The organism is Pantoea sp. At-9b, from assembly GCF_000175935.2.
Taxonomy (GTDB): domain Bacteria; phylum Pseudomonadota; class Gammaproteobacteria; order Enterobacterales; family Enterobacteriaceae; genus Pantoea.
This window is the reverse complement of the sequence record NC_014837.1, coordinates 2273707-2293593: the sequence shown is the minus strand read 5'-3', so window position 1 is coordinate 2293593 and position 19887 is coordinate 2273707. Positions and strand designations below refer to the sequence as shown.

Annotated in this window: 15 protein-coding genes and 1 pseudogene; 9 read left to right on the top strand and 7 right to left on the bottom strand. The window is 54.7% G+C overall.

The window, feature by feature from the left end; all coding sequences use genetic code 11:
• Positions 1-132 precede the first annotated feature (132 nt).
• Positions 133-2814 (top strand): aconitate hydratase AcnA, encoded by a 2682-nt coding sequence (acnA, locus tag PAT9B_RS10485; protein WP_013509243.1) that lies wholly within the window; start codon positions 133-135, stop codon positions 2812-2814.
• Between the two features lie 31 nt (positions 2815-2845).
• On the opposite strand, the gene ribA is transcribed toward acnA, so the two are convergent.
• Positions 2846-3439: a GTP cyclohydrolase II gene (gene ribA / locus PAT9B_RS10480; protein ID WP_013509242.1), complete on the bottom strand. Its 594-nt coding sequence runs from the start codon at positions 3437-3439 to the stop codon at positions 2846-2848.
• Positions 3440-3667: 228 nt separating this feature from the next.
• On the opposite strand from ribA, the gene pgpB reads away from it, so the two are divergent.
• The 5 genes from pgpB (at position 3668) to yciH (ending at position 7271) form a co-directional block, all read left to right on the top strand.
• Positions 3668-4432 (top strand): phosphatidylglycerophosphatase B, encoded by a 765-nt coding sequence (pgpB, locus tag PAT9B_RS10475; protein ID WP_013509241.1) that lies wholly within the window; start codon positions 3668-3670, stop codon positions 4430-4432.
• Positions 4433-4559: 127 nt separating this feature from the next.
• Positions 4560-4865, top strand: coding sequence for a LapA family protein (locus tag PAT9B_RS10470; protein ID WP_013509240.1), 306 nt, complete (start codon positions 4560-4562; stop codon positions 4863-4865).
• Positions 4866-4871: 6 nt separating this feature from the next.
• A complete protein-coding gene (gene lapB / locus PAT9B_RS10465; protein ID WP_013509239.1) occupies positions 4872-6041 on the top strand; it encodes a lipopolysaccharide assembly protein LapB in 1170 nt (389 codons plus the stop codon).
• Positions 6042-6240: 199 nt separating this feature from the next.
• The gene (gene pyrF / locus PAT9B_RS10460) at positions 6241-6948 is read left to right on the top strand and encodes an orotidine-5'-phosphate decarboxylase (RefSeq protein ID WP_013509238.1); all 708 of its coding nucleotides are present in this window, start codon (positions 6241-6243) and stop codon (positions 6946-6948) included.
• Positions 6948-7271, top strand: coding sequence for a stress response translation initiation inhibitor YciH (gene yciH, locus PAT9B_RS10455; RefSeq protein ID WP_013509237.1), 324 nt, complete (start codon positions 6948-6950; stop codon positions 7269-7271). The genes pyrF and yciH overlap by 1 nt, the downstream gene beginning before the upstream one ends.
• A gap of 75 nt (positions 7272-7346) precedes the next feature.
• Here yciH and osmB read toward each other — a convergent pair whose 3' ends face one another.
• Complete coding sequence (gene osmB / locus PAT9B_RS10450; RefSeq protein WP_013509236.1) at positions 7347-7562, bottom strand: osmotically-inducible lipoprotein OsmB; 216 nt, start codon at positions 7560-7562, stop codon at positions 7347-7349.
• 349 nt (positions 7563-7911) lie between these two features.
• Between osmB and araD the strand changes: the two genes are divergently transcribed.
• The 3 genes and pseudogenes from araD to PAT9B_RS10435 all read left to right on the top strand — a co-directional run bounded on the left by araD (position 7912) and on the right by PAT9B_RS10435 (position 10825).
• Complete coding sequence (gene araD / locus PAT9B_RS10445) at positions 7912-8610, top strand: L-ribulose-5-phosphate 4-epimerase (protein ID WP_013509235.1); 699 nt, start codon at positions 7912-7914, stop codon at positions 8608-8610.
• Between the two features lie 224 nt (positions 8611-8834).
• Positions 8835-9818 (top strand): annotated as a pseudogene (gene kdgT, locus PAT9B_RS10440) (2-keto-3-deoxygluconate transporter).
• 140 nt (positions 9819-9958) lie between these two features.
• Positions 9959-10825: a crotonase/enoyl-CoA hydratase family protein gene (locus PAT9B_RS10435; protein ID WP_013509234.1), complete on the top strand. Its 867-nt coding sequence runs from the start codon at positions 9959-9961 to the stop codon at positions 10823-10825.
• Between the two features lie 15 nt (positions 10826-10840).
• Here PAT9B_RS10435 and pdeR read toward each other — a convergent pair whose 3' ends face one another.
• From pdeR to PAT9B_RS10410, 5 genes are all read right to left on the bottom strand, one after another.
• Positions 10841-12826: a cyclic di-GMP phosphodiesterase gene (pdeR, locus tag PAT9B_RS10430; RefSeq protein ID WP_013509233.1), complete on the bottom strand. Its 1986-nt coding sequence runs from the start codon at positions 12824-12826 to the stop codon at positions 10841-10843.
• A 156-nt stretch (positions 12827-12982) separates the two neighbouring features.
• Entirely contained in the window at positions 12983-13267 is a 285-nt protein-coding gene (locus PAT9B_RS10425) for a YbdD/YjiX family protein (RefSeq protein ID WP_013509232.1), read from the bottom strand.
• Positions 13260-15326, bottom strand: coding sequence for a carbon starvation CstA family protein (locus tag PAT9B_RS10420; RefSeq protein ID WP_013509231.1), 2067 nt, complete (start codon positions 15324-15326; stop codon positions 13260-13262). The genes PAT9B_RS10425 and PAT9B_RS10420 overlap by 8 nt, the downstream gene beginning before the upstream one ends.
• A 185-nt stretch (positions 15327-15511) precedes the next feature.
• Positions 15512-17446, bottom strand: a complete 1935-nt coding sequence (locus PAT9B_RS10415) for an exoribonuclease II (RefSeq protein WP_013509230.1) — start codon at positions 17444-17446, stop codon at positions 15512-15514.
• A 124-nt stretch (positions 17447-17570) separates the two neighbouring features.
• Positions 17571-19877, bottom strand: a complete 2307-nt coding sequence (locus tag PAT9B_RS10410; RefSeq protein ID WP_013509229.1) for an FdhF/YdeP family oxidoreductase — start codon at positions 19875-19877, stop codon at positions 17571-17573.
• Between the last annotated feature and the right edge of the window lie 10 nt (positions 19878-19887).

Genomic DNA, 19887 nt, shown 5'->3' with positions numbered 1-19887 from the left:
TATCCGGGGCATTTTTGTTTCTGAATCAATGTGTCAATTCGTGTTGTTATCAAAACGTTAACGAAAATGTGGTCTATCTTTAAGCTAAACCTTGCGGTTACTGAGGTTAAGAGAAACCCATGAGGAGGAGCTATGTCGTTAACGTTGCGCGAGCAGAGCCGGGAAACGCTCGAAGTTGGTAACCATACTTATCACTACTACAGCCTACAAAAAGCATCCCACCAATTTGGTCATATCGATCGTCTGCCGAAGTCCATGAAAGTTCTGCTGGAGAATCTGTTGCGCTGGCAGGACGGGGATTCCGTCACGGCGGAAGACATTCAGGCGTTAGTCGCGTGGCAAAAAGATGCGCATGCCGATCGTGAAATTGCCTATCGTCCGGCGCGGGTATTGATGCAGGATTTTACCGGCGTACCCGCCGTCGTCGATTTAGCCGCGATGCGTGAAGCGGTGAAGCGATTGGGGGGGGATGTGGCGAAGGTGAATCCACTTTCTCCGGTTGATCTGGTGATCGACCATTCGGTGACCGTTGACCATTTTGGTGACGATGAGGCGTTTGACGAAAACGTGCGATTGGAGATGGAGCGCAACCATGAACGTTATGTGTTCCTGCGTTGGGGACAAAAAGCCTTCAATCGTTTTCGCGTCGTGCCACCGGGCACCGGTATTTGTCACCAGGTAAATCTTGAGTACCTGGGTCAGGCGATTTGGCATGAAAGCCAGGATGGCGCAGAGGTCGCCTATCCTGACACCCTGGTTGGCACGGATTCCCATACCACCATGATCAATGCGCTCGGCGTACTCGGCTGGGGGGTGGGGGGCATCGAAGCGGAAGCGGCAATGCTTGGACAGCCAGTATCGATGCTGATCCCTGACGTGGTCGGATTTAAACTCACCGGCAAGCTTCGCCCTGGTATCACCGCCACCGACCTGGTGTTAACCGTGACGCAGATGCTGCGTAAACACGGCGTAGTCGGCAAGTTCGTTGAATTCTATGGTGATGGCCTGGCGGATTTGCCGCTGGCCGATCGCGCTACCATCGCCAATATGGCCCCCGAATACGGGGCTACCTGCGGTTTCTTCCCGATAGATGACATCACCCTTAGCTACATGACGCTGACGGGGCGCGACAGCGAGCAGGTCAGTCTGGTCGAAACCTATGCCAAAGCGCAGGGGATGTGGCGTCATCCGGGCGATGAACCGATATTCACCAGTACGCTGGCGCTGGATATGAACGAGGTGGAATCCAGTCTCGCCGGTCCGAAACGTCCACAGGACCGCGTTTCTCTGGGTGATGTCCCGGCGGCCTTCGCGGCCAGTAACGAACTGGAGGTCAATCAGGCGCAGAAACCGCATAAAAGCGTCAGCTATCGCGACAGCGAAACGGGCGATAGCTATCAGTTGGACGACGGCGCTGTAGTGATTTCGGCCATTACCTCCTGTACCAACACCTCGAATCCCAGTGTATTGATGGCTGCGGGTTTGCTGGCGAAAAAAGCGGTGGAAAAGGGACTGATGCGCAAGCCCTGGGTCAAAGCATCGCTGGCTCCCGGTTCCAAAGTGGTGTCCGATTACCTGGCGGTGGCTCAACTGACGCCTTATCTGGACGAGCTGGGTTTCAATCTGGTGGGTTATGGATGTACCACTTGCATTGGTAACTCTGGTCCACTGCCGGACAGTATCGAGAGCGCGATTAAAGAGGGCGATCTGACCGTGGGGGCGGTGCTGTCAGGCAACCGTAACTTTGAAGGTCGTATCCATCCGTTGGTCAAAACCAACTGGCTGGCGTCGCCGCCGCTGGTGGTGGCGTATGCATTGGCGGGCAACATGAAGGTCAATCTGCAAACCGACCCGATCGGGCAGGATCAGCGTGGCCAGAATGTCTATCTGAAGGAGATTTGGCCGTCACCGGAAGAAATCGCCACCTATGTGCAGAAAGTGACCAGCGATATGTTCCATAAAGAGTACGCCGAAGTGTTTGATGGCACCCCGGAATGGCAGCAGATTAAGGTGAGCGAAGCCGCCACCTACGACTGGGATGAGGGCTCAACCTATATCCGTCTCTCGCCATTCTTTGACGATATGGAAAAAACGCCGAAACCGGTGCAGGACATCAAAGGGGCGCGCATTCTGGCAATGCTCGGTGACTCCGTCACCACTGACCATATCTCTCCGGCAGGCAGTATCAAGGCTGAAAGCCCGGCAGGGCGTTATCTGCTGGCGCACGGCGTGGAGCGCACGGATTTCAACTCCTACGGATCTCGCCGTGGCAACCACGAAGTGATGATGCGCGGGACCTTTGCCAATATCCGCATTCGCAATGAAATGGTGCCGGGGGTAGAAGGGGGCTATACCAAACACTTCCCGAGCAATGAGCAACTGGCGATTTATGATGCGGCGATGAAATACCAGGCCGATGGCGTACCACTGGCGGTGATTGCCGGGAAAGAGTATGGCTCAGGCTCCAGCCGCGACTGGGCGGCTAAAGGCCCGCGCCTGCAAGGGGTTCGCGTGGTGATTGCCGAATCCTTTGAACGTATCCACCGTTCAAATCTGATCGGGATGGGGATTCTGCCGCTGGAGTTTCCACAAGGCGTGACGCGCAAAACGCTGCACCTGACGGGTGAAGAGCAGATTGATGTGGCAAACCTCAATCAACTGAAACCCGGTTGTACGGTTAAGGTGACGCTGACGCGTGTGGATGGCCGTGCGGAGACGCTGGAGACCCGTTGTCGTATCGACACCGGTAATGAGCTGACCTATTACCAGAACGACGGCATCCTGCACTATGTGATACGCAATATGCTGAACTAACAAAAAAGCCGGGAGATTTCCCGGCTTTGTTTTATGACTTCGGCAGCAAATGGCCCATTTTTTCGGCTTTGGTATCGAGATAATGCGCATTCTTCGGGTTACGCCCGACGATCAAGGGTACGCGTTCCACGATATTGATCCCGGCTTCGCTGAGGATTTCCACTTTACGCGGGTTATTGGTCAGCAAACGCACTTCATTCACACCCAGCAGTTTGAACATATCTGCACACAGGGTGAAATCACGCTCATCGGCGGCAAAACCTAACTGATGGTTGGCTTCAACCGTGTCATAGCCTTTATCCTGCAAGGCATACGCGCGAATCTTATTAAGCAGGCCGATATTACGACCTTCCTGACGATGATAAAGCAGGATACCGCGTCCTTCTTCAGCGATGGCGGTTAACGCGGCTTCCAGCTGAAATCCGCAATCGCAACGCAGGCTGAACAGTGCGTCACCGGTCAGACATTCGGAGTGGACGCGTGCCAGCACCGGATTGTGGTCGCTAACATCACCATAAACCAGCGCGACGTGGTCGTGACCGGTTGCCAGTTCTTCAAAACCAACCATGAGGAAATCACCCCAGGGCGTGGGCAGTTTGGCTTCTGCTACCCGTTTAAGCTGCATGTGACTCTCCAGAACCTTCAGAGGATGCGCTATCATCATGATAACGCACGGGCCTGTGTGGCCCGAAAAACTGACAATATTGTGCCACAACCTGGATGCAGGCAGTTAATCAGTCAGAGTTATTGTAGTGATAAAGCACAATTATCCAAGCTGCAACGGTTATGTTATTCTTTTTTCAGCTAAAGTTATGCTTGGTACAGTGTTTTACGCGGTTTCGAAGGAAGATGGATGTTAAAAATTATACAACGCACCACCCTTGGTACGCTTTTATTGCTGATTATGCCGCTGAGCGTCTGGCTTTCCGGCTGGCAATGGCAACCGGGAGAGCAGGGTGCGCTGTTGAAACTGTTGTACTGGATGACCGAAACCGTCACCAGCCCGTGGGGAACCCTTACCAGTCTGCTGCTCAGTGCCTGGGTGTTGTGGTGCCTGCGTTTCCGGCTCAAACCGGCCATTCTGTTGCTGATCATCATGAATGGCGCGATTCTGGCGGGGCAATACACCAAGTCTTTCATTAAGGATCAGGTGCAGGAGCCACGCCCTTACGTGGTGTGGCTGGAAAAAAGTCACGGCATCAATGAAAACCAATTCTATGAATTGAAGCGTAAACAACGTGGCAAGCTGGTGGAGCAGCTGGTGGCGAATGATACGCAACTGCCGGGTTGGTTAAAAAAACATTGGGCTTTTGAGACCGGCTTCGCTTTTCCCTCGGGTCATACCCTGTTTGCCGCCAGTTGGGCGCTGCTGGCGATTGGCCTGCTCTGGCCGCGTCGCCACACCCTGACGATTGTGGTGGTGTTTATCTGGGCCTCACTGGTCATGGCCAGCCGCCTGATGCTCGGTATGCACTGGCCGCGTGATTTGGTGATGGCAACGCTGATTGCCTGGCTGTTGGTGACGGTTGCGACCTGGCTGGCACAACGCTTTTGCGGGCCGTTAACCATCCCGCCAGCCGAAGCAAAAGAGATTGCACAGCGTGACGACGGATTGTAATTTTCGCATCCAGCCCCATATTATTGATTGCACTTGCGTAAATCAGGCGGTTTGATGCGGTGATAAGCAGCATCGACGCCGCTTTTTTGGCATACTTCTACTGGATAACCTCACGACAGGATGCATTGTGAAATATTTGCTGATTTTTCTCGTGGTATTGGTCATTTTTATCATCTCCGTGACGCTCGGAGCACATAACGATCAAATCATCACTTTTAACTATCTGCTGGCGCAGGGCGAATTCCGTATTTCTACATTGCTGGCTGTTTTGTTTGGTGCTGGATTCTTGCTGGGATGGGCGATCTGCGGCCTGTTCTGGTTGCGGTTACGCGTATCGCTGGCACACGCGCAGCGTAAACTGAAGCGTATGCAAGCGCAGAATGAACAATCGACGGCGGTGAGCGCGTCGCCTTCTGCTGGTCGCCGGGATTAAGCTTAGATGCTTGAATTGCTGTTTCTGCTTCTCCCTGTAGCTGCGGCGTATGGTTGGTATATGGGCCGACGCAGTGCGCAACAGGATAAGCAACAGGAAGCCAATCGCCTGTCACGTGAGTACGTCGCGGGGGTTAACTTCCTGCTTTCCAATCAACAGGATAAAGCCGTTGATCTCTTCCTCGACATGTTAAAAGAGGACAGTGGCACGGTCGAAGCCCATCTCACCCTGGGGAATCTGTTCCGTTCCCGTGGCGAAGTTGATCGCGCAATCCGTATCCATCAGTCGCTGATGGAAAGCGCGTCGCTCAGCTATGATCAACGCTTGCTGGCGGTACAACAATTGGGCCGTGATTACATGGCCGCCGGGCTGTATGACCGCGCGGAAGATATGTTTAGCCAACTGGTGGATGAAACCGATTTTCGTATCAGTGCGTTACAGCAGCTGCTGCTGATCCACCAGGCAACCAGTGACTGGCAACAGGCCATCGAAGTGGCGGAAAAACTGGTTAAGTTGGGCAAAGACAAGCAGAAAGGCGAAATAGCCCATTTCTACTGTGAGTTGGCTTTGCAGGCACTCAGCAGTGATGATCTCGATCGGGCTATGACGTTGTTGAAAAAAGGCGAAGCGGCGGACCGTCAAAGTGCACGCGTGTCGATTATGACCGGCCGTATCTTTATGGAGCAGGGCGAATACACGAAAGCGGTGGAACGTTTACAACGGGTACTGGAGCAGGATAAGGAGTTGGTGAGTGAAGCATTGCCAATGCTCGAAACCTGCTATCAACGCCTGAACCAGCCTGAACAATGGGCGCAGTTCCTGCAACGTTGTGTTGATGAGAATACCGGGGCGGTCGCAGAGCTTTATCTCGCCGATATCCTTGAGCAGCAACAGGGGCCGGAAGCGGCACAACTCTATATCAATCGCCAATTGCAACGCCATCCGACCATGCGGGTGTTCCATCGCTTAATGGATTTTCACCTGCATGAAGCGGAAGATGGCCGTGCCAAAGAGAGCCTGATGGTATTGCGCGATATGGTTGGGGAGCAAATCCGTACCAAGCCACGTTACCGCTGCCAGAAGTGTGGCTTCACGGCGCATGCTTTGTACTGGCATTGTCCTTCCTGTCGCACCTGGTCATCGGTAAAACCGATTCGTGGACTTGACGGTCAGTAACGGCCGTTTTTTCTAAAAAATCCCCAATATAGTTACAACATACTAAAGATCACACTATTTATCTCATTGCGGCATCGTGCCGTCTTTCGTCAAACAGGGCGTTAATCGTGGCGCTGTGATTGTCGTTGCCAGACCACGCAGGTAGAATGCTTGCCGTTTGTCTAACGCGCCTGCGGGTGCCTGTAACTGAGGAAACGTTATGCCTGTTACCACTTCACCCATTCTGGTGGCACTCGACTATCATAATCTCGACAGCGCCCTGCAATTTGTCGATCGGATCGACCCGAGCCAATGCCGCCTGAAAGTGGGCAAAGAGATGTTCACGCTGTTCGGCCCCACGCTGGTGAAAACGTTGCAGGATCGTGGCTTCGAAATTTTCCTCGACCTTAAATTCCACGATATCCCGAACACCACGGCACATGCGGTGGCCGCAGCGGCAGACCTCGGGGTGTGGATGGTGAACGTCCATGCCAGTGGCGGGGCGCGCATGATGAACGCCGCACGTGAAGCGCTGGTGGCATATGGGAAAGATGCCCCGTTGCTGATTGCGGTCACGGTACTCACCAGCATGGATGAAGAAGATCTGAAAGGCCTGGGCATTACGCTGTCACCGGCGGCACAGGCGGAACGTCTGGCGCGCCTGACGCGTGACTGTGGTCTGGATGGCGTGGTGTGTTCCGCTCAGGAAGCCGCACATTTTAAACAGGTCATCGGTAAAGATTTTGCGCTGGTCACGCCGGGAATTCGTCCGGCAGGCAGTGACGCGGGTGATCAGCGTCGTATCATGACGCCACAACAGGCGCAGCAGGCTGGGGTGGATTATATGGTAATCGGGCGTCCGATCACCCAATCTGCCGATCCCGCCGCCACCCTGCAACAGATTCTGCACAGCTTACAGGAGGGCTAATGGCTCAGGACAATCCCCTGGTTTACTCCACTGAGACTGGCCGTATTACGCCAACGGAAGAGAAAGCCGTGCGCCCGAAAGGCGATGGCATCGTGCGTATTCAACGCCAGACCAGTGGGCGCAAAGGTAAAGGTGTCTGCCTGATCACCGGCGTCGATCTTGATGATGAGGCCATGGCCAAACTGGCCGCTGAACTGAAGAAAAAGTGTGGCTGCGGTGGCGCAGTTAAAGACGGCGTGATTGAGATTCAGGGCGATAAACGCGACCTGCTGAAATCGCTGCTTGAGGCCAAAGGCATGAAGGTCAAACTGGCTGGCGGTTAAAATGACCAGGCCACTCAATGAGTGGCCTGTTTATGTAGATGCGCTGCGTTAAGCCTTTAGTTATGTAGTCAGGAATTAATGAACCTGATGGCCGATAATGCCACCTACAGCAGCACCACCAATGGTGCCCAAAGCACTTCCGTTAGTCAGAATAGAACCGCCAATTGCACCCGCACCCGCACCAATCGCGGTATTACGGTCACGTTTGGACCAGTTTGAACAACCGCTCAGGGCAATAACCAGGGTGGTAGCCAGCACAGCGGCGGTCAGACGTTTCATTGTTGTTGTCATAAACTTCTCCTTGATTGTACATACAGGGACAACGGTTTAAGTATAGGTGTTGTTTCCTGCAATCGTTTCACCCTGTGATTTCATAACGGTTCTCATCCATGAGCCTGCAATCCGCAGCCCGCACGCAAAAACAGGGGGATAGCCGCGCCAGCGGGCAGCACAATCGACCCGTGTTTGGCTGGAGACAGTCTAATCATTACGGGATTTTTCCGAAGATGGAAAACTCCTAATTCACGCCACATTTTTACGCCCTCAGCCACTTTCCGCAGCTTTTACAGCGATTCCCTCCATAACGTTTTTGCCGCAGGCTTTGCACAATTTCTCCATCACATCTTGCAGGAGAAAAAACATGCTGGAAGCGCTGAAGCAACAGGTGCTGGAAGCCAATCTGGATCTGCCACGTTACAACCTGGTGACCTTCACCTGGGGCAATGTCAGTGCCCTCGATCGTGCGAGCGGTCTGCTGGTCATTAAACCTTCCGGGGTGAAATACGCGGATATGCAACGTGACGATATGGTGGTGGTGGAGCTGGAGAGCGGCAAGGTGGTGGAGGGTAAGATGCGCCCTTCATCCGACACCGCCACCCATCGCGCGCTGTACCTCGCCTGGCCGGAAATTGGCGGTATAGTCCATACCCATTCACGCCATGCGGCCATCTGGTCGCAGGCGGGGCGCGACATTCTTGCCTGGGGTACCACCCACGCCGATGATTTCTACGGCACCATTCCCTGCACACGGGCTATGCGGCGGGAAGAAATCGAACAGGATTATGAGTGGAATACCGGGCAAGTGATTATCGAGACCTTCGCCAAACGCGAAATATCGCCGAGCGCTGTTCCGGCGGTGTTAGTCAATTCACATGGCCCGTTTGCATGGGGCAAAGATGCCGATGCAGCGGTACACAGCGCGGTGGTACTGGAGGAGGTCGCCTATATGGCGCTGCATACCGAACAGTTGCATCAGACACTCCCACCGATTTCACAAACGCTACTTGACCTGCACTACCTGCGCAAACACGGCAAAAACGCCTGGTATGGGCAGAAGTAATAAAAACGATCAGGGCGCCAGATGGCGCCTTTTTTATTGCCGGGAATCAACTGGTATGGCGACCACGGTCAAAAAATAAAACCATAATCCAATAAAAATAAAACAACGTTTCATAAATACATTTGCGATCACTTTTTTGTGGGGCCGGAGCCGTTATCTTGCCGCTTATGCCGCATGGCAATCCTAAACGCACCTCCCTCTGGCTCAGTACAGGTGAAACGCAAATGCATATCAAACGTGCAATCGATAAAATTCCTGGCGGTATGATGTTGATTCCGCTCTTTCTTGGCGCGCTTTGCCATACCTTTTCTCCCGGCGCGGGCAAATATTTTGGCTCCTTTACCAATGGATTGATGACCGGCACAGTACCGATTCTGGCGGTATGGTTCTTTTGCATGGGCGCATCCATCAAACTCAGCGCCACGGGCACCGTGCTGCGCAAATCCGGCACCCTGGTATTGACGAAAATCGCGGTCGCCTGGGTGGTCGCGGCCATTGCTTCACGTGTGATGCCGGAAAATGGCGTAGAAGTCGGGATGTTTGCCGGTCTCTCGACGCTGGCGTTAGTGGCGGCAATGGATATGACCAACGGCGGTTTGTATGCCTCGATCATGCAACAATATGGCTCCAAAGAAGAAGCGGGCGCGTTTGTGTTGATGTCGCTGGAGTCAGGGCCACTGATGACAATGGTGATTCTGGGTACGGCGGGCATCGCCTCCTTTTAACCTCATGTCTTTGTCGGTGCCGTGCTGCCATTCCTGGTGGGTTTTGCGCTCGGCAACCTTGACCCGGAGTTACGCGAATTTTTCGGAAAAGCGGTACACACCCTGATTCCCTTCTTTGCCTTTGCGCTCGGCAACACCATTGACCTGGCGGTCATCGCACAAACCGGCTTGCTGGGGATACTGCTGGGTGTCGCGGTCATCATCATCACCGGTATTCCGTTAATCCTGGCGGATCGCTTGATCGGTGGCGGCGATGGCACGGCGGGGATTGCGGCGTCCAGCACCGCTGGTGCGGCGGTAGCGACACCGGTTTTGATTGCTGAAATGCTGCCACAGTTTAAACCTGTTGCACCGGCTGCCACCGCATTAGTGGCAACATCGGTAATCGTGACTTCAGTATTGGTACCGATCATTACCGCGCTATATTCACGCCGCATTAAGCGTTTTCATGCTGCCGTCGGCCAACGTGCCGCTATTAAGTAACCGTGCTTATCTTTCCCCGACCCCTGTGTCGGGGAAATCTCTGGAATTTGCTATATAAATCAATCTCTCATTTGGTCTGGCCTCACTCTGGATTACGCTGATATTGCGTTTAACGCATCACATAACTAGAGGATGAGACTATGACAGTGATTAACCAACCGACATGCCGACTGTTCACCGAAGTCGGACAAACCACCCAGCTGGCGGCCTACTATGAAGAAGGTCGCCACACCATGTGGATGATGCTGCGGGCGCAACCGCGTCCCAGTTTCAATCACGAATTAATCGAGGAAATCATGAACCTGAGCTACGCCGCTCAGCGTTCCGGTTTACCGATTGATTTCTGGGTGACGGGTTCGTTAGTGCCGCAGATGTTTAACGCCGGGGGCGATTTACGTTTCTTTGTCGAATGTATTCGCAACAATCGTCGTGAAGCGCTGCGCGCCTATGCACGGGCTTGTGTGGATTGCATCCATTCGGCGGCACGAGGCTTTGATACCGGCGCAGTCACGCTGGCGATGATTGAGGGCAGTGCGCTCGGCGGTGGCTTTGAAGCCGCCCTGGCGCATCACTTCATTCTGGCGCAAAACAGCGCACGTATGGGGTTCCCGGAGATCGCCTTTAACCTGTTCCCCGGCATGGGCGGCTACTCGTTAGTGGCGCGTCGTGCGGGGATGAAGCTGGCGGAAGAGTTAATTTGTGAAGGGGAGTCACACAGCGCGGAGTGGTATGAAACACGCGGTCTGGTCGACAAAGTTTTCCAGCCCGGCGACAGTTATCGCGCCACGCGCACCTTTATCGATACATTACGTCCCAAACTGAATGGTGTACGGGCGATGCTGAAGGCTCGTCAGCGGGTATTGCAACTCTCAAGGGCGGAACTGATGGATATCACCGAAGATTGGGTAGATTATGCTTTCACGCTGGAACCGAAAGACATTGCGTATATGGAACGTCTGGTACAACTGCAAAACCGTCATAGCGCATCCCTGCGCAAAGCCGGATAATTTCGCAGACCAGGGTTAAACGCGGGCAGGATGCTTAGCCAGCCAATGCCCGAGCTGGTCCGCGGGCATTGGTTTTGCGTAGTAATAACCCTGACGCCCATCGACACCGTTAGCCATAACAAATTTTTCTTCGGCTTTGGTTTCAATACCCTCGGCAATCACCTGCAACTCCAGGGCCTTGGCCACAGCCATAATGGCACGCACCAGTGACTGTGCCACCGGTTGCTTATTGATATTACGAATAAAACTCTGATCCAGCTTGATGGCGTCAATCGGCACGCGCGCCAGCTGTGACAACGAAGAGTAACCGGTCCCGAAATCGTCGAGATGCACTTGTGCACCTAACTCCTGGAACTGTTTCATCAGCTTCAGCGCGCCAGCTTCGTTCTCGATCAGGCAACTCTCAGTCAGTTCAATATCAATCGGGCAATCCGTCATGCCGCTCTCAATCAAAGCCTGCTTGAGATCGCTATAAATACTCTGATCAATCAATTGTTTGGCCGATACATTCACCGCCACCCGCAGCCAAATACCCGCCTGACGCCAGGCGATGATTTGCTGCAACACATTCAACATCACCCAGCGGCCCAACGGGACAATCAGGCCCGACTCCTCGGCGTAAGCGATAAAGTCGCCTGGTGGCACCAGACCGCGCTCGGGCGAATTCCAGCGCACCAAGGCTTCGGCACTGCGCACCTCGCCATCGCGATCAATTTTTGGCTGGTAGTACACCACCAGATGATCCTGGTCCAATGCTTTACGCAGATTGGTATCCAGCCACAGATACTCAAATACGCGTTGGTTCATCTCGCTGGCGAACACACAAAATTTGCCGCGACCATTCTCTTTGGCATGGTACATGGCGGTATCGGCATTACGGATCAGGCTTTCACGGTCTTCACCGTGCAGCGGGGCGAGGGCGATACCGAGCGAGCAGCCGCTGTACACCTCAATCAAACCGATACGAAAAGGCTGACGCAGGCGTTCAAGAATACGCGATGCCATCGCTTCCAGTGCCGCCTGGCTGGTATTCTCCGCCAGCACCACAAACTCGTCGCCGCCGAGGCGAGCCAGGGTTTGATCTTTGCCAAGGCAACTGAGGATCGCCAGCGAAACGGCTTGCAGCAGTTGGTCGCCAAACATATGACCGTAGGCGTCGTTGACCTTTTTGAAATTGTCTAAATCGAGGTAGACCACACCGGTCTGAGCGCCTTTCGCTGTCTCCAGTGCCAGACTAATTTGCTGGTGGATGGCGTTGCGATTGGGTAAACCGGTCACCGTATCGGTGTTGGCCAGCACGCGCAGGCGTTCCTGAGCACGTCGCTCCTCGGTGATATCGGTTCCTGAACAGATGAGGAAAATTTCATTTTTCCCGCTGCCGCTGTGCACGAACTTATTACGAAACAGAAACAGTCGTTGACCTTTCTTCGTCTTGATCCAGCGTTCCACTTCGTAGGAGTTGCCATCGCGAAAGAATCCGGCAATGTTGCGTCGCGAGGCCTGTGCTTCCTGTTTGGTCATAAACAGCTGGAACACATTGCGGCCAATCACCTCGTGTTCTTTCAGACCAGTGTATTCTTCACTTAACCGATTGAAACGCTGGATATTACCGCGTTGATCGAGGATGACGATCACCGAGTTGGCCTCGGAAACCACCTGCTCGGCAAACGACAGGCCGAGGGTCAAATCACGTGCGACCGACGAGGTGTCACCCCAGGCCGAGGCGGTGCCTGCCCATGTTGCCTGATTCACTTTACGGCCAACAAAATGCATAGGTACCGGCACGCCATGCAGCGATAGCGTCAGGTTAATGCTGGAGGTGATAACGGTCATGGCGCGCAGCAAGCTGGCCTGCGCGGGAGTAAGCGGAACTGCCAGATTTGTATGGGCATTTTCCTCTTCGGCAAAATGTAAAGCATCGCTGTCCGCGGTCAGACGCCAATGAGGGCTGGTGGTGCCAAACAAGGTGTATAGCAACGTTTGCCCTTGTTCATCGGTCATGGAAACTTCCTCCAGGGAGTACTCAGCAGACGGTATCTCATTATTTTAGCAACAGTATTCATCCTCTTGCACAAGCACAAGATGCAATCCAAATATATTTTTGTTTAGATAAATGAATGGCACGAAAAAGCCCCAAAAATTTGGGGCTAAACAGAATTAACACGGGCACTTACCCAATTTTCCGGGTTGGCTGGGGAACCGGGCATCGAGACAGTAACGATAAAATTCACGCTCGTTCATCGGCGTCTGTCCGGGATGATGCCGTCGCATATGCTGCAAATAATTTTGATAATCATGCACGCCGACCATCAGGCGAAAACTCTGCTGCAATCCATGCCAGATTTTTTGCCAGCGGCTACGCGGTGGATCGCCCAACGGCAGACATTGGTTTATCTGCCAGCTGCCAGACGGTTTACGCCAGGCTAAAATGGCCTCAGACATTACGCACCTCCTTGCGTAGCGAAACCGGAGCCTCATGCACGGTAGGTACGTCACTGCGCAGGGCGCGGCGAATAACAAAGAAGGCCGCAATCAGCATGGTGACGGCCACCAGCATAAAGAAACCGCACAGCACGGCGTTGATTTGGTTGCTGAAGACAATGGTTTGCATATCGGCGACGGTTTTCGCGGGGGCGATAATCACCCCTTCATCCAGCCCTTTGCGGAATTTATTGGCCTGGGCAAGAAAACCAATCGACGGTTTTTCATGGAAAATTTTCTGCCATCCGGCGGTCATCGAGGTGATAAACAACCACGCGGTCGGCAGAATGGTCACCCAGGCGTAACGCTGTTTCTTCATCTTAAACAGCACCACGGTGCCGAGTATCAGTGCCATTGATGCCAGCATCTGGTTACCGATGCCGAACAACGGCCACAAGGTATTGATGCCTCCCAGTGGATCGACCACACCCTGATAGACAAAGAAACCCCAACCGGCCACGGCCACGGTGGTGCCCGCCATATTGCCGAACCATGAGCGGTTGTTAGCCAGTGACGGCACCACGGTGCCGACCAAATCCTGCACCATAAAACGACAGGCACGGGTACCGGCATCGACAGCGGTAAGGATAAACAGCGCTTCAAACAGGATGGCGAAGTGATACCAGAACGCCATCATGGCGCGGCTGTTGAACACGTCGGTGATAATGTGTGCCATCCCCACGGCAAAGGTCGGTGCCCCTCCGGCGCGCGACAAAATCGTATTTTCACCCACTTCAGAGGCGATGGTGGTCAGCATTTCCGGTGTGACGACAAAGCCCCAACCGTTGATCACCTGCGAGGCATTCTCCACCGTGGTGCCAATCAGCGCCGCCGGTGCGTTCATCGCAAAGTAGACCCCCGGGTCCAGTACCGATGCACAAATCAGCGCCATGATGGCAACGAAGGATTCCATCAGCATTGCGCCGTAGCCAATAAAGCGAATATGGCTTTCACGTTCCACCAGTTTCGGGGTCGTGCCGCTGGAGACCAGCGCATGGAAGCCGGAAATCGCGCCACAGGCGATGGTAATAAACAGGAACGGGAACAGCGCACCGGAGAACACCGGGCCGGTGCCATCAATAAATTTGGTCACTGCTGGCATTTTCAGTTCCGGCATGGCAAACAAAATGCCGACCGCCAGACCGATAATTACGCCAATTTTCAGGAAGGTAGAGAGATAATCACGCGGTGCCAGCAACAGCCATACCGGCAGCGATGAGGCAACGAAACCATAAATCACCAGCACCCAGGTAAGTTCGGTGCCTTTTAGGGTAAAGAACGGTCCCCAGAACGGATGTTGTGCAATATCACCGCCAAAAATAATGGCTGCCATCATCAGGACAAAACCGATTACCGACACTTCGGCGATTTTCCCCGGACGCAAAAAGCGCATATACACGCCCATAAACAGGGCAATCGGAATGGTGGCGGCGATGGTGAACAAGCCCCAGGGACTGTTAGCCAGCGCTTTGACCACCACCAGCGCCAGGGCAGAAAGAATAATAATCATCACCCCCAGTGCGCCGAGCATGGTGATCACCCCGGCAAAGTTGCCAAGCTCCTGGCGCGCCATTTCCCCGAGTGAGCGGCCATCGCGACGCGTAGAGATAAACAGCACGAGGAAATCCTGCACGGCACCGGCCAGCATCACCCCGACCAGAATCCAGATGGTGCCGGGGAGGAAACCCATTTGTGCCGCAAGAATGGGGCCGACCAGCGGACCCGCACCGGCAATAGCGGCAAAGTGGTGGCCGAACAGCACCCACTTGTTGGTGGGCACGTAATCCAGCCCATCGTTGAAACGTTCCGCCGGGGTACGACGGCGGTCGTCCAGTTCGAAGATACGGCGGGCAATAAACAGGCTGTAAAAGCGATAAGCGATGCTGTAGCAGGCCACGGCGGCGATGACCAGCCAGACGGCATTGACGTGCTCGCCACGGCTTAGCGCCAGCATGGCGAACGACGCCGCACCAATTAACGCCACCGCGAACCAGATCAATCCGGTTTTGACGTTGTTCATGAGTTAACTCCTTGTAGGGACCGGGAAAAATAAACGATCGAATACAACAAGTTAAAAATAATGTAATGGAATGTAAGCGACAGCGAATCGATAAAGAAGTGTGAAGCGAGGAGCAAATTTAACAATTGTTTAATATGGCGGGGAAAAATGCGGGATAACAGCTGTTATCCCGCGAGTTTTCATGCTCAGGCGGCAGGGCGCGCGACGACGCTGCGGGTTTCCATGCGCACTTCGGCGATGGTCACATCAATCACATCGGTGACGCGATAAGCGACTTCGCCTTTGATCTGCACGGTGCCGCTTTCCTGCGAGCACACCAGCTCATCACGCACCGCGTGGATGAACGGGGCAGGGATAAAGGCCACCGCGCCATTCTCCAGCAGGCGCACACGCATACCACCGCGCGAGACGTCGATGATCTCGGCGCTGAACTTGCGATCGCCACCGGCAAACGGGGCGAGGAAACGTGCGTACAGCCAGTCGCCCACATCACGCTCGGCCATACGGTTCAGACGACGACGTTCACCCATGGTCACCGTCAGCTCATCCTGCGGGCGCTTGATCGCTTCACCGCGAATGATGGCTTTCAGCAGACGGTGGTTGATCATGTCACCAAACTTACGAATCGGCGACGTCCAGGTTGCGTAAGCCTCAAGACCAAGGCCGAAGTGTGGGCCTGGCTCAGTGCTGATTTCGGCAAAGGCCTGGAAGCGACGAATACGGCTGTCGAGGTACTGGGTCGGCTGGGCATCCAGTTCACGACGCAGCTGACGGAAGCCGTCCAGCGTGGTGATGGCCTGCGCATCAACGGTAATACCGTGACCAGCCAGCACGCCTGCTGCCTGTTCGGCGTTGGCGAGGTCGAAACCGGTGTGCACGTTGTAGATACCGAAGCCCAACTTCTGTTGCAGCACGTTAGCGGCACAGACGTTGGCGAGGATCATCGCTTCTTCAACGATACGGTTAGCAATGCGGCGTGGCTCAGCGATGATATCCAGCACTTCGCCTTTTTCACCCAGCACGAAACGGTAGTCCGGGCGATCTTTGAACACCAGCGCATGGGTCTGACGCCAGTCACTGCGCGCCAGGCACAGACGATGCAGCAGACGGATCTGCTGGGCAATCGCCTCACTGCCGGGCTGCCAGCTGCCGCTGTTTTCCAGCCAGTCTGACACCTCGTCATACACCAGCTTGGCTTTAGACTCGATCCACGCCGCGAAGAAGTGGATATCGTCGGCCAGGCTACCGTCTTTCAGCACGGTGACACGGCACGCCAGTGCCGGACGGCGGACATTCGGGCGCAATGAGCAAACGTCATCAGACAGTTCACGCGGCAGCATGGGAATGTTAAAGCCGGGCAGGTAGTTGGTGAAGGCGCGTTTGGCGGCCAGTTTGTCCAGCGCGCTGCCTTCTGGCACATAAGCGGTAGGATCGGCAATGGCGATGGTCAGCAGCAGGTTGCCTTCGGCAGTCTCTTCCGCGTACAACGCATCGTCCATATCTTCGGTGCTGGCGCTGTCGATGGTGACGAAATCGAGCGCGGTCAGGTCTTCACGCGTCAGATGTTCATCCAGCATCTCGCCAAAACCGACTTCCGGCGCTTCGCGTTCCAGGTTGTGACGCGACAGCGTCACCCACCACGGTGCCAGATGGTCATCCGCAGTGGTGATAAATTCGGTCAGTTCGGCATAAAAACCGCGATCGCCTTTCAGCGGGTGGCGGCGCATTTCCGCCACGGCCCAGTCACCGGCCTGGAAATCGTGGGTGACATCACGGGCGGCACGGCACTGGATGGCATCTTTCAGCAGTGGATGATCCGGCACGATAGACAGGCGATCATCTTTCTTCTGCACGCGGCCGACAAAACGCGTCAGGAACGGCTCAACCAGGCTTTCCGGCTCGGCACTTTCGCGATCTTTATCGGTGTGGATCACCGCAACGATACGGTCGCCGTGCATCACTTTCTTCATTTGCGGCGGTGGAATGAAGTAGCTTTTCTGAGCATCAACCTCCAGAAAGCCAAAACCTTTTTCCGTGCCTTTCACCACGCCTTCGGCGCGCGGCGTCTGCGCGTGGAGCTTCTCTTTCAGCTGCGCGAGCAGCGGGTTATCCTGGAACATAATTTATTTAGTTTCGTGGCCTAAGAGCGGCTGACATTTTTACGCGAATCATACCCGCGCGGCAAGGCCAAAACAGGGTAAAAAGCCGTTTAGCGCGGCTTTTTACCTTCTGATAACCTTCGGATCAGGCAATGCGTTGGGTTGGTACGGCGGCGGTTAAAGCCAGTTTGACCGGCACCGATTTTGAGGTCGGCGTACCGCTGCCATCACCAAAGCTGGACAGGGGGACGAGTGGGTTGGTTTCCGGGTAATACGCCGCCAGGTTGCCGCGCGGAATATTGTACGGCACCAGTTTGAAACCACTGACGCGACGGGTCAGGCCGTCGTTCCACAAGGTTTCAATATCCACCAGTTGGCCTTCACTGAAGCCCAGCGCCTGCATATCATCCGGGTGAATAAACACCACTTCACGCTGGCCGTACACGCCACGATAACGGTCATCGAGGCCGTAAATGGTGGTGTTGTACTGGTCATGCGAACGCAGGGTTTGCAGCGTAAATGGCACTTCCACGTCGCCCAACTGCGGGAACAAGGAGGTGGGCAGCGCGGCATTGCTGAACTCTGCTTTCTGCGACGGGGTGTTGAAACGCAGTTCTGCTGCGGCGTTACCGAGGTAAAAACCGCCGGGGATATCGCATTTGGTGTTGAAGTCAGCAAAGCCCGGAATGGTGGCGGCGATATGATCGCGGATCAGATTGTAATCACCGGCCAGCGCCAGCCAGTCCACCTTCTCACTCCCCATGGTCGCATGGGCGATACCGGCCACAATCGCGGTTTCTGAACGTTGGGTATCCGCCAGCGGAATGCCCACGCCTTCAGAGGCGTGCACCATGCTGAAGGAGTCTTCGACGGTGACAAACTGGTTACCGGTTGCCTGGCGATCGCGCTCAGTGCGGCCCAGCGTCGGCAGAATCAAACCTTCATGACCCGGCACCAGATGGCTGCGGTTAAGTTTGGTGCTGATATGCACCGTCAGCCCACAACGTTGCAGCGCTTCTTCCGTCAACGGAGAATCCGGTGCTGCCGCCGCCAGGTTACCGCCCAGTGCGATCAGTACCTTCACTTCATCGCGCAGCATGGCGTTCAGTGCCTCAACGGTGTTGTGGCCGTGCTCACGAGGGGGTTCGAAATCAAAATGCTTACCTAACGCATCGAGGAACGGTTTATTCGGCTTCTCGTCGATGCCCATGGTGCGGTTGCCCTGCACATTACTGTGACCACGTACCGGACACAGGCCCGCGCCTTTCTTGCCCAGCTGACCAAACAGCAGTTGCAGGTTGACGATTTCGCGCACCGTATCAACCGAATGCTTATGTTGGGTGATGCCCATCGCCCAAGTACAGATCACCCGGTCAGCGCTTTGGTAAATGGCCGCGGCCTCACGGATCTGCGCTTCGCTCAGACCGGACTGACGCACGATATCATCCCAGCGCGTGTTATCTACCGCCGTCAGATAGGCTTCCACGCCTTGTGTCGCAGCGTTGATAAAGGTTTCGTCGAACAGACCTTTTTCGCCAGCGGCAATCAATGCGCGATGGGTTTCCAGCAGCGTTTTCACCATGCCGCGAATCGCTGCCATATCACCACCCAGATTCGGCTGGTAATAGGCAGAACTGATGGTGCCAGCCATGGAGGTCACCACTTCCAGCGGTTTTTGCGGATCGGCAAAACGCTCCAGACCACGTTCACGCAAGGTATTGAAGGTGACGATACGCGCACCGTGATCGGCGGCGTGGCGCAGGCTGTGCAGCATGCGCGGGTGGTTGGTGCCGGGATTCTGGCCGAAAACAAAAATCGCATCGGCGTGATCAAAATCGTCAAGACGGATGGTGCCTTTACCGACGCCAATGCTGCGTTTCAGGCCAGAACCACTGGCTTCATGACACATGTTAGAACAATCGGGGAAGTTGTTGGTGCCCATCAGGCGGCCAAACAATTGATACAGCCACGAAGCCTCGTTGCTGGCGCGACCGGAGGTATACAGCTCCATCTGGTCGGGATGATCCATCGCCTGTAAATGGCTGGCAACCAGCGCAAAAGCCTCATCCCAGCTGATTGGCTCATAATGATCGGTGTCGCGGTTGTAGCGCAACGGGTGGGTCAGACGGCCCTGGTATTCGAGGAAATAGTCACTTTGTTGATACAGCGTGCTGACGCTGTGCTGCGCAAAGAACGCCGGTTCCACCACGCGGCGGGTCGCTTCCCAGGTCACCGCTTTGGCCCCGTTCTCGCAGAAACTAAAAGTACTTTTGTTGTCATCGCCCCATGCACAACCCGGGCAGTCAAAGCCGCGTGCTTTGTTCATACGCAGCAGGTTGCGCATGTTTTTCAGGGCAGCTTTGCTATCAAGGACAAAACGGGTGGTTGCTTCCAAAGAGCCCCATCCACCCGCAGCAGCGCGGTAGGGCTGAATTTTACGTTTAAATTTCATAGTAAATGCA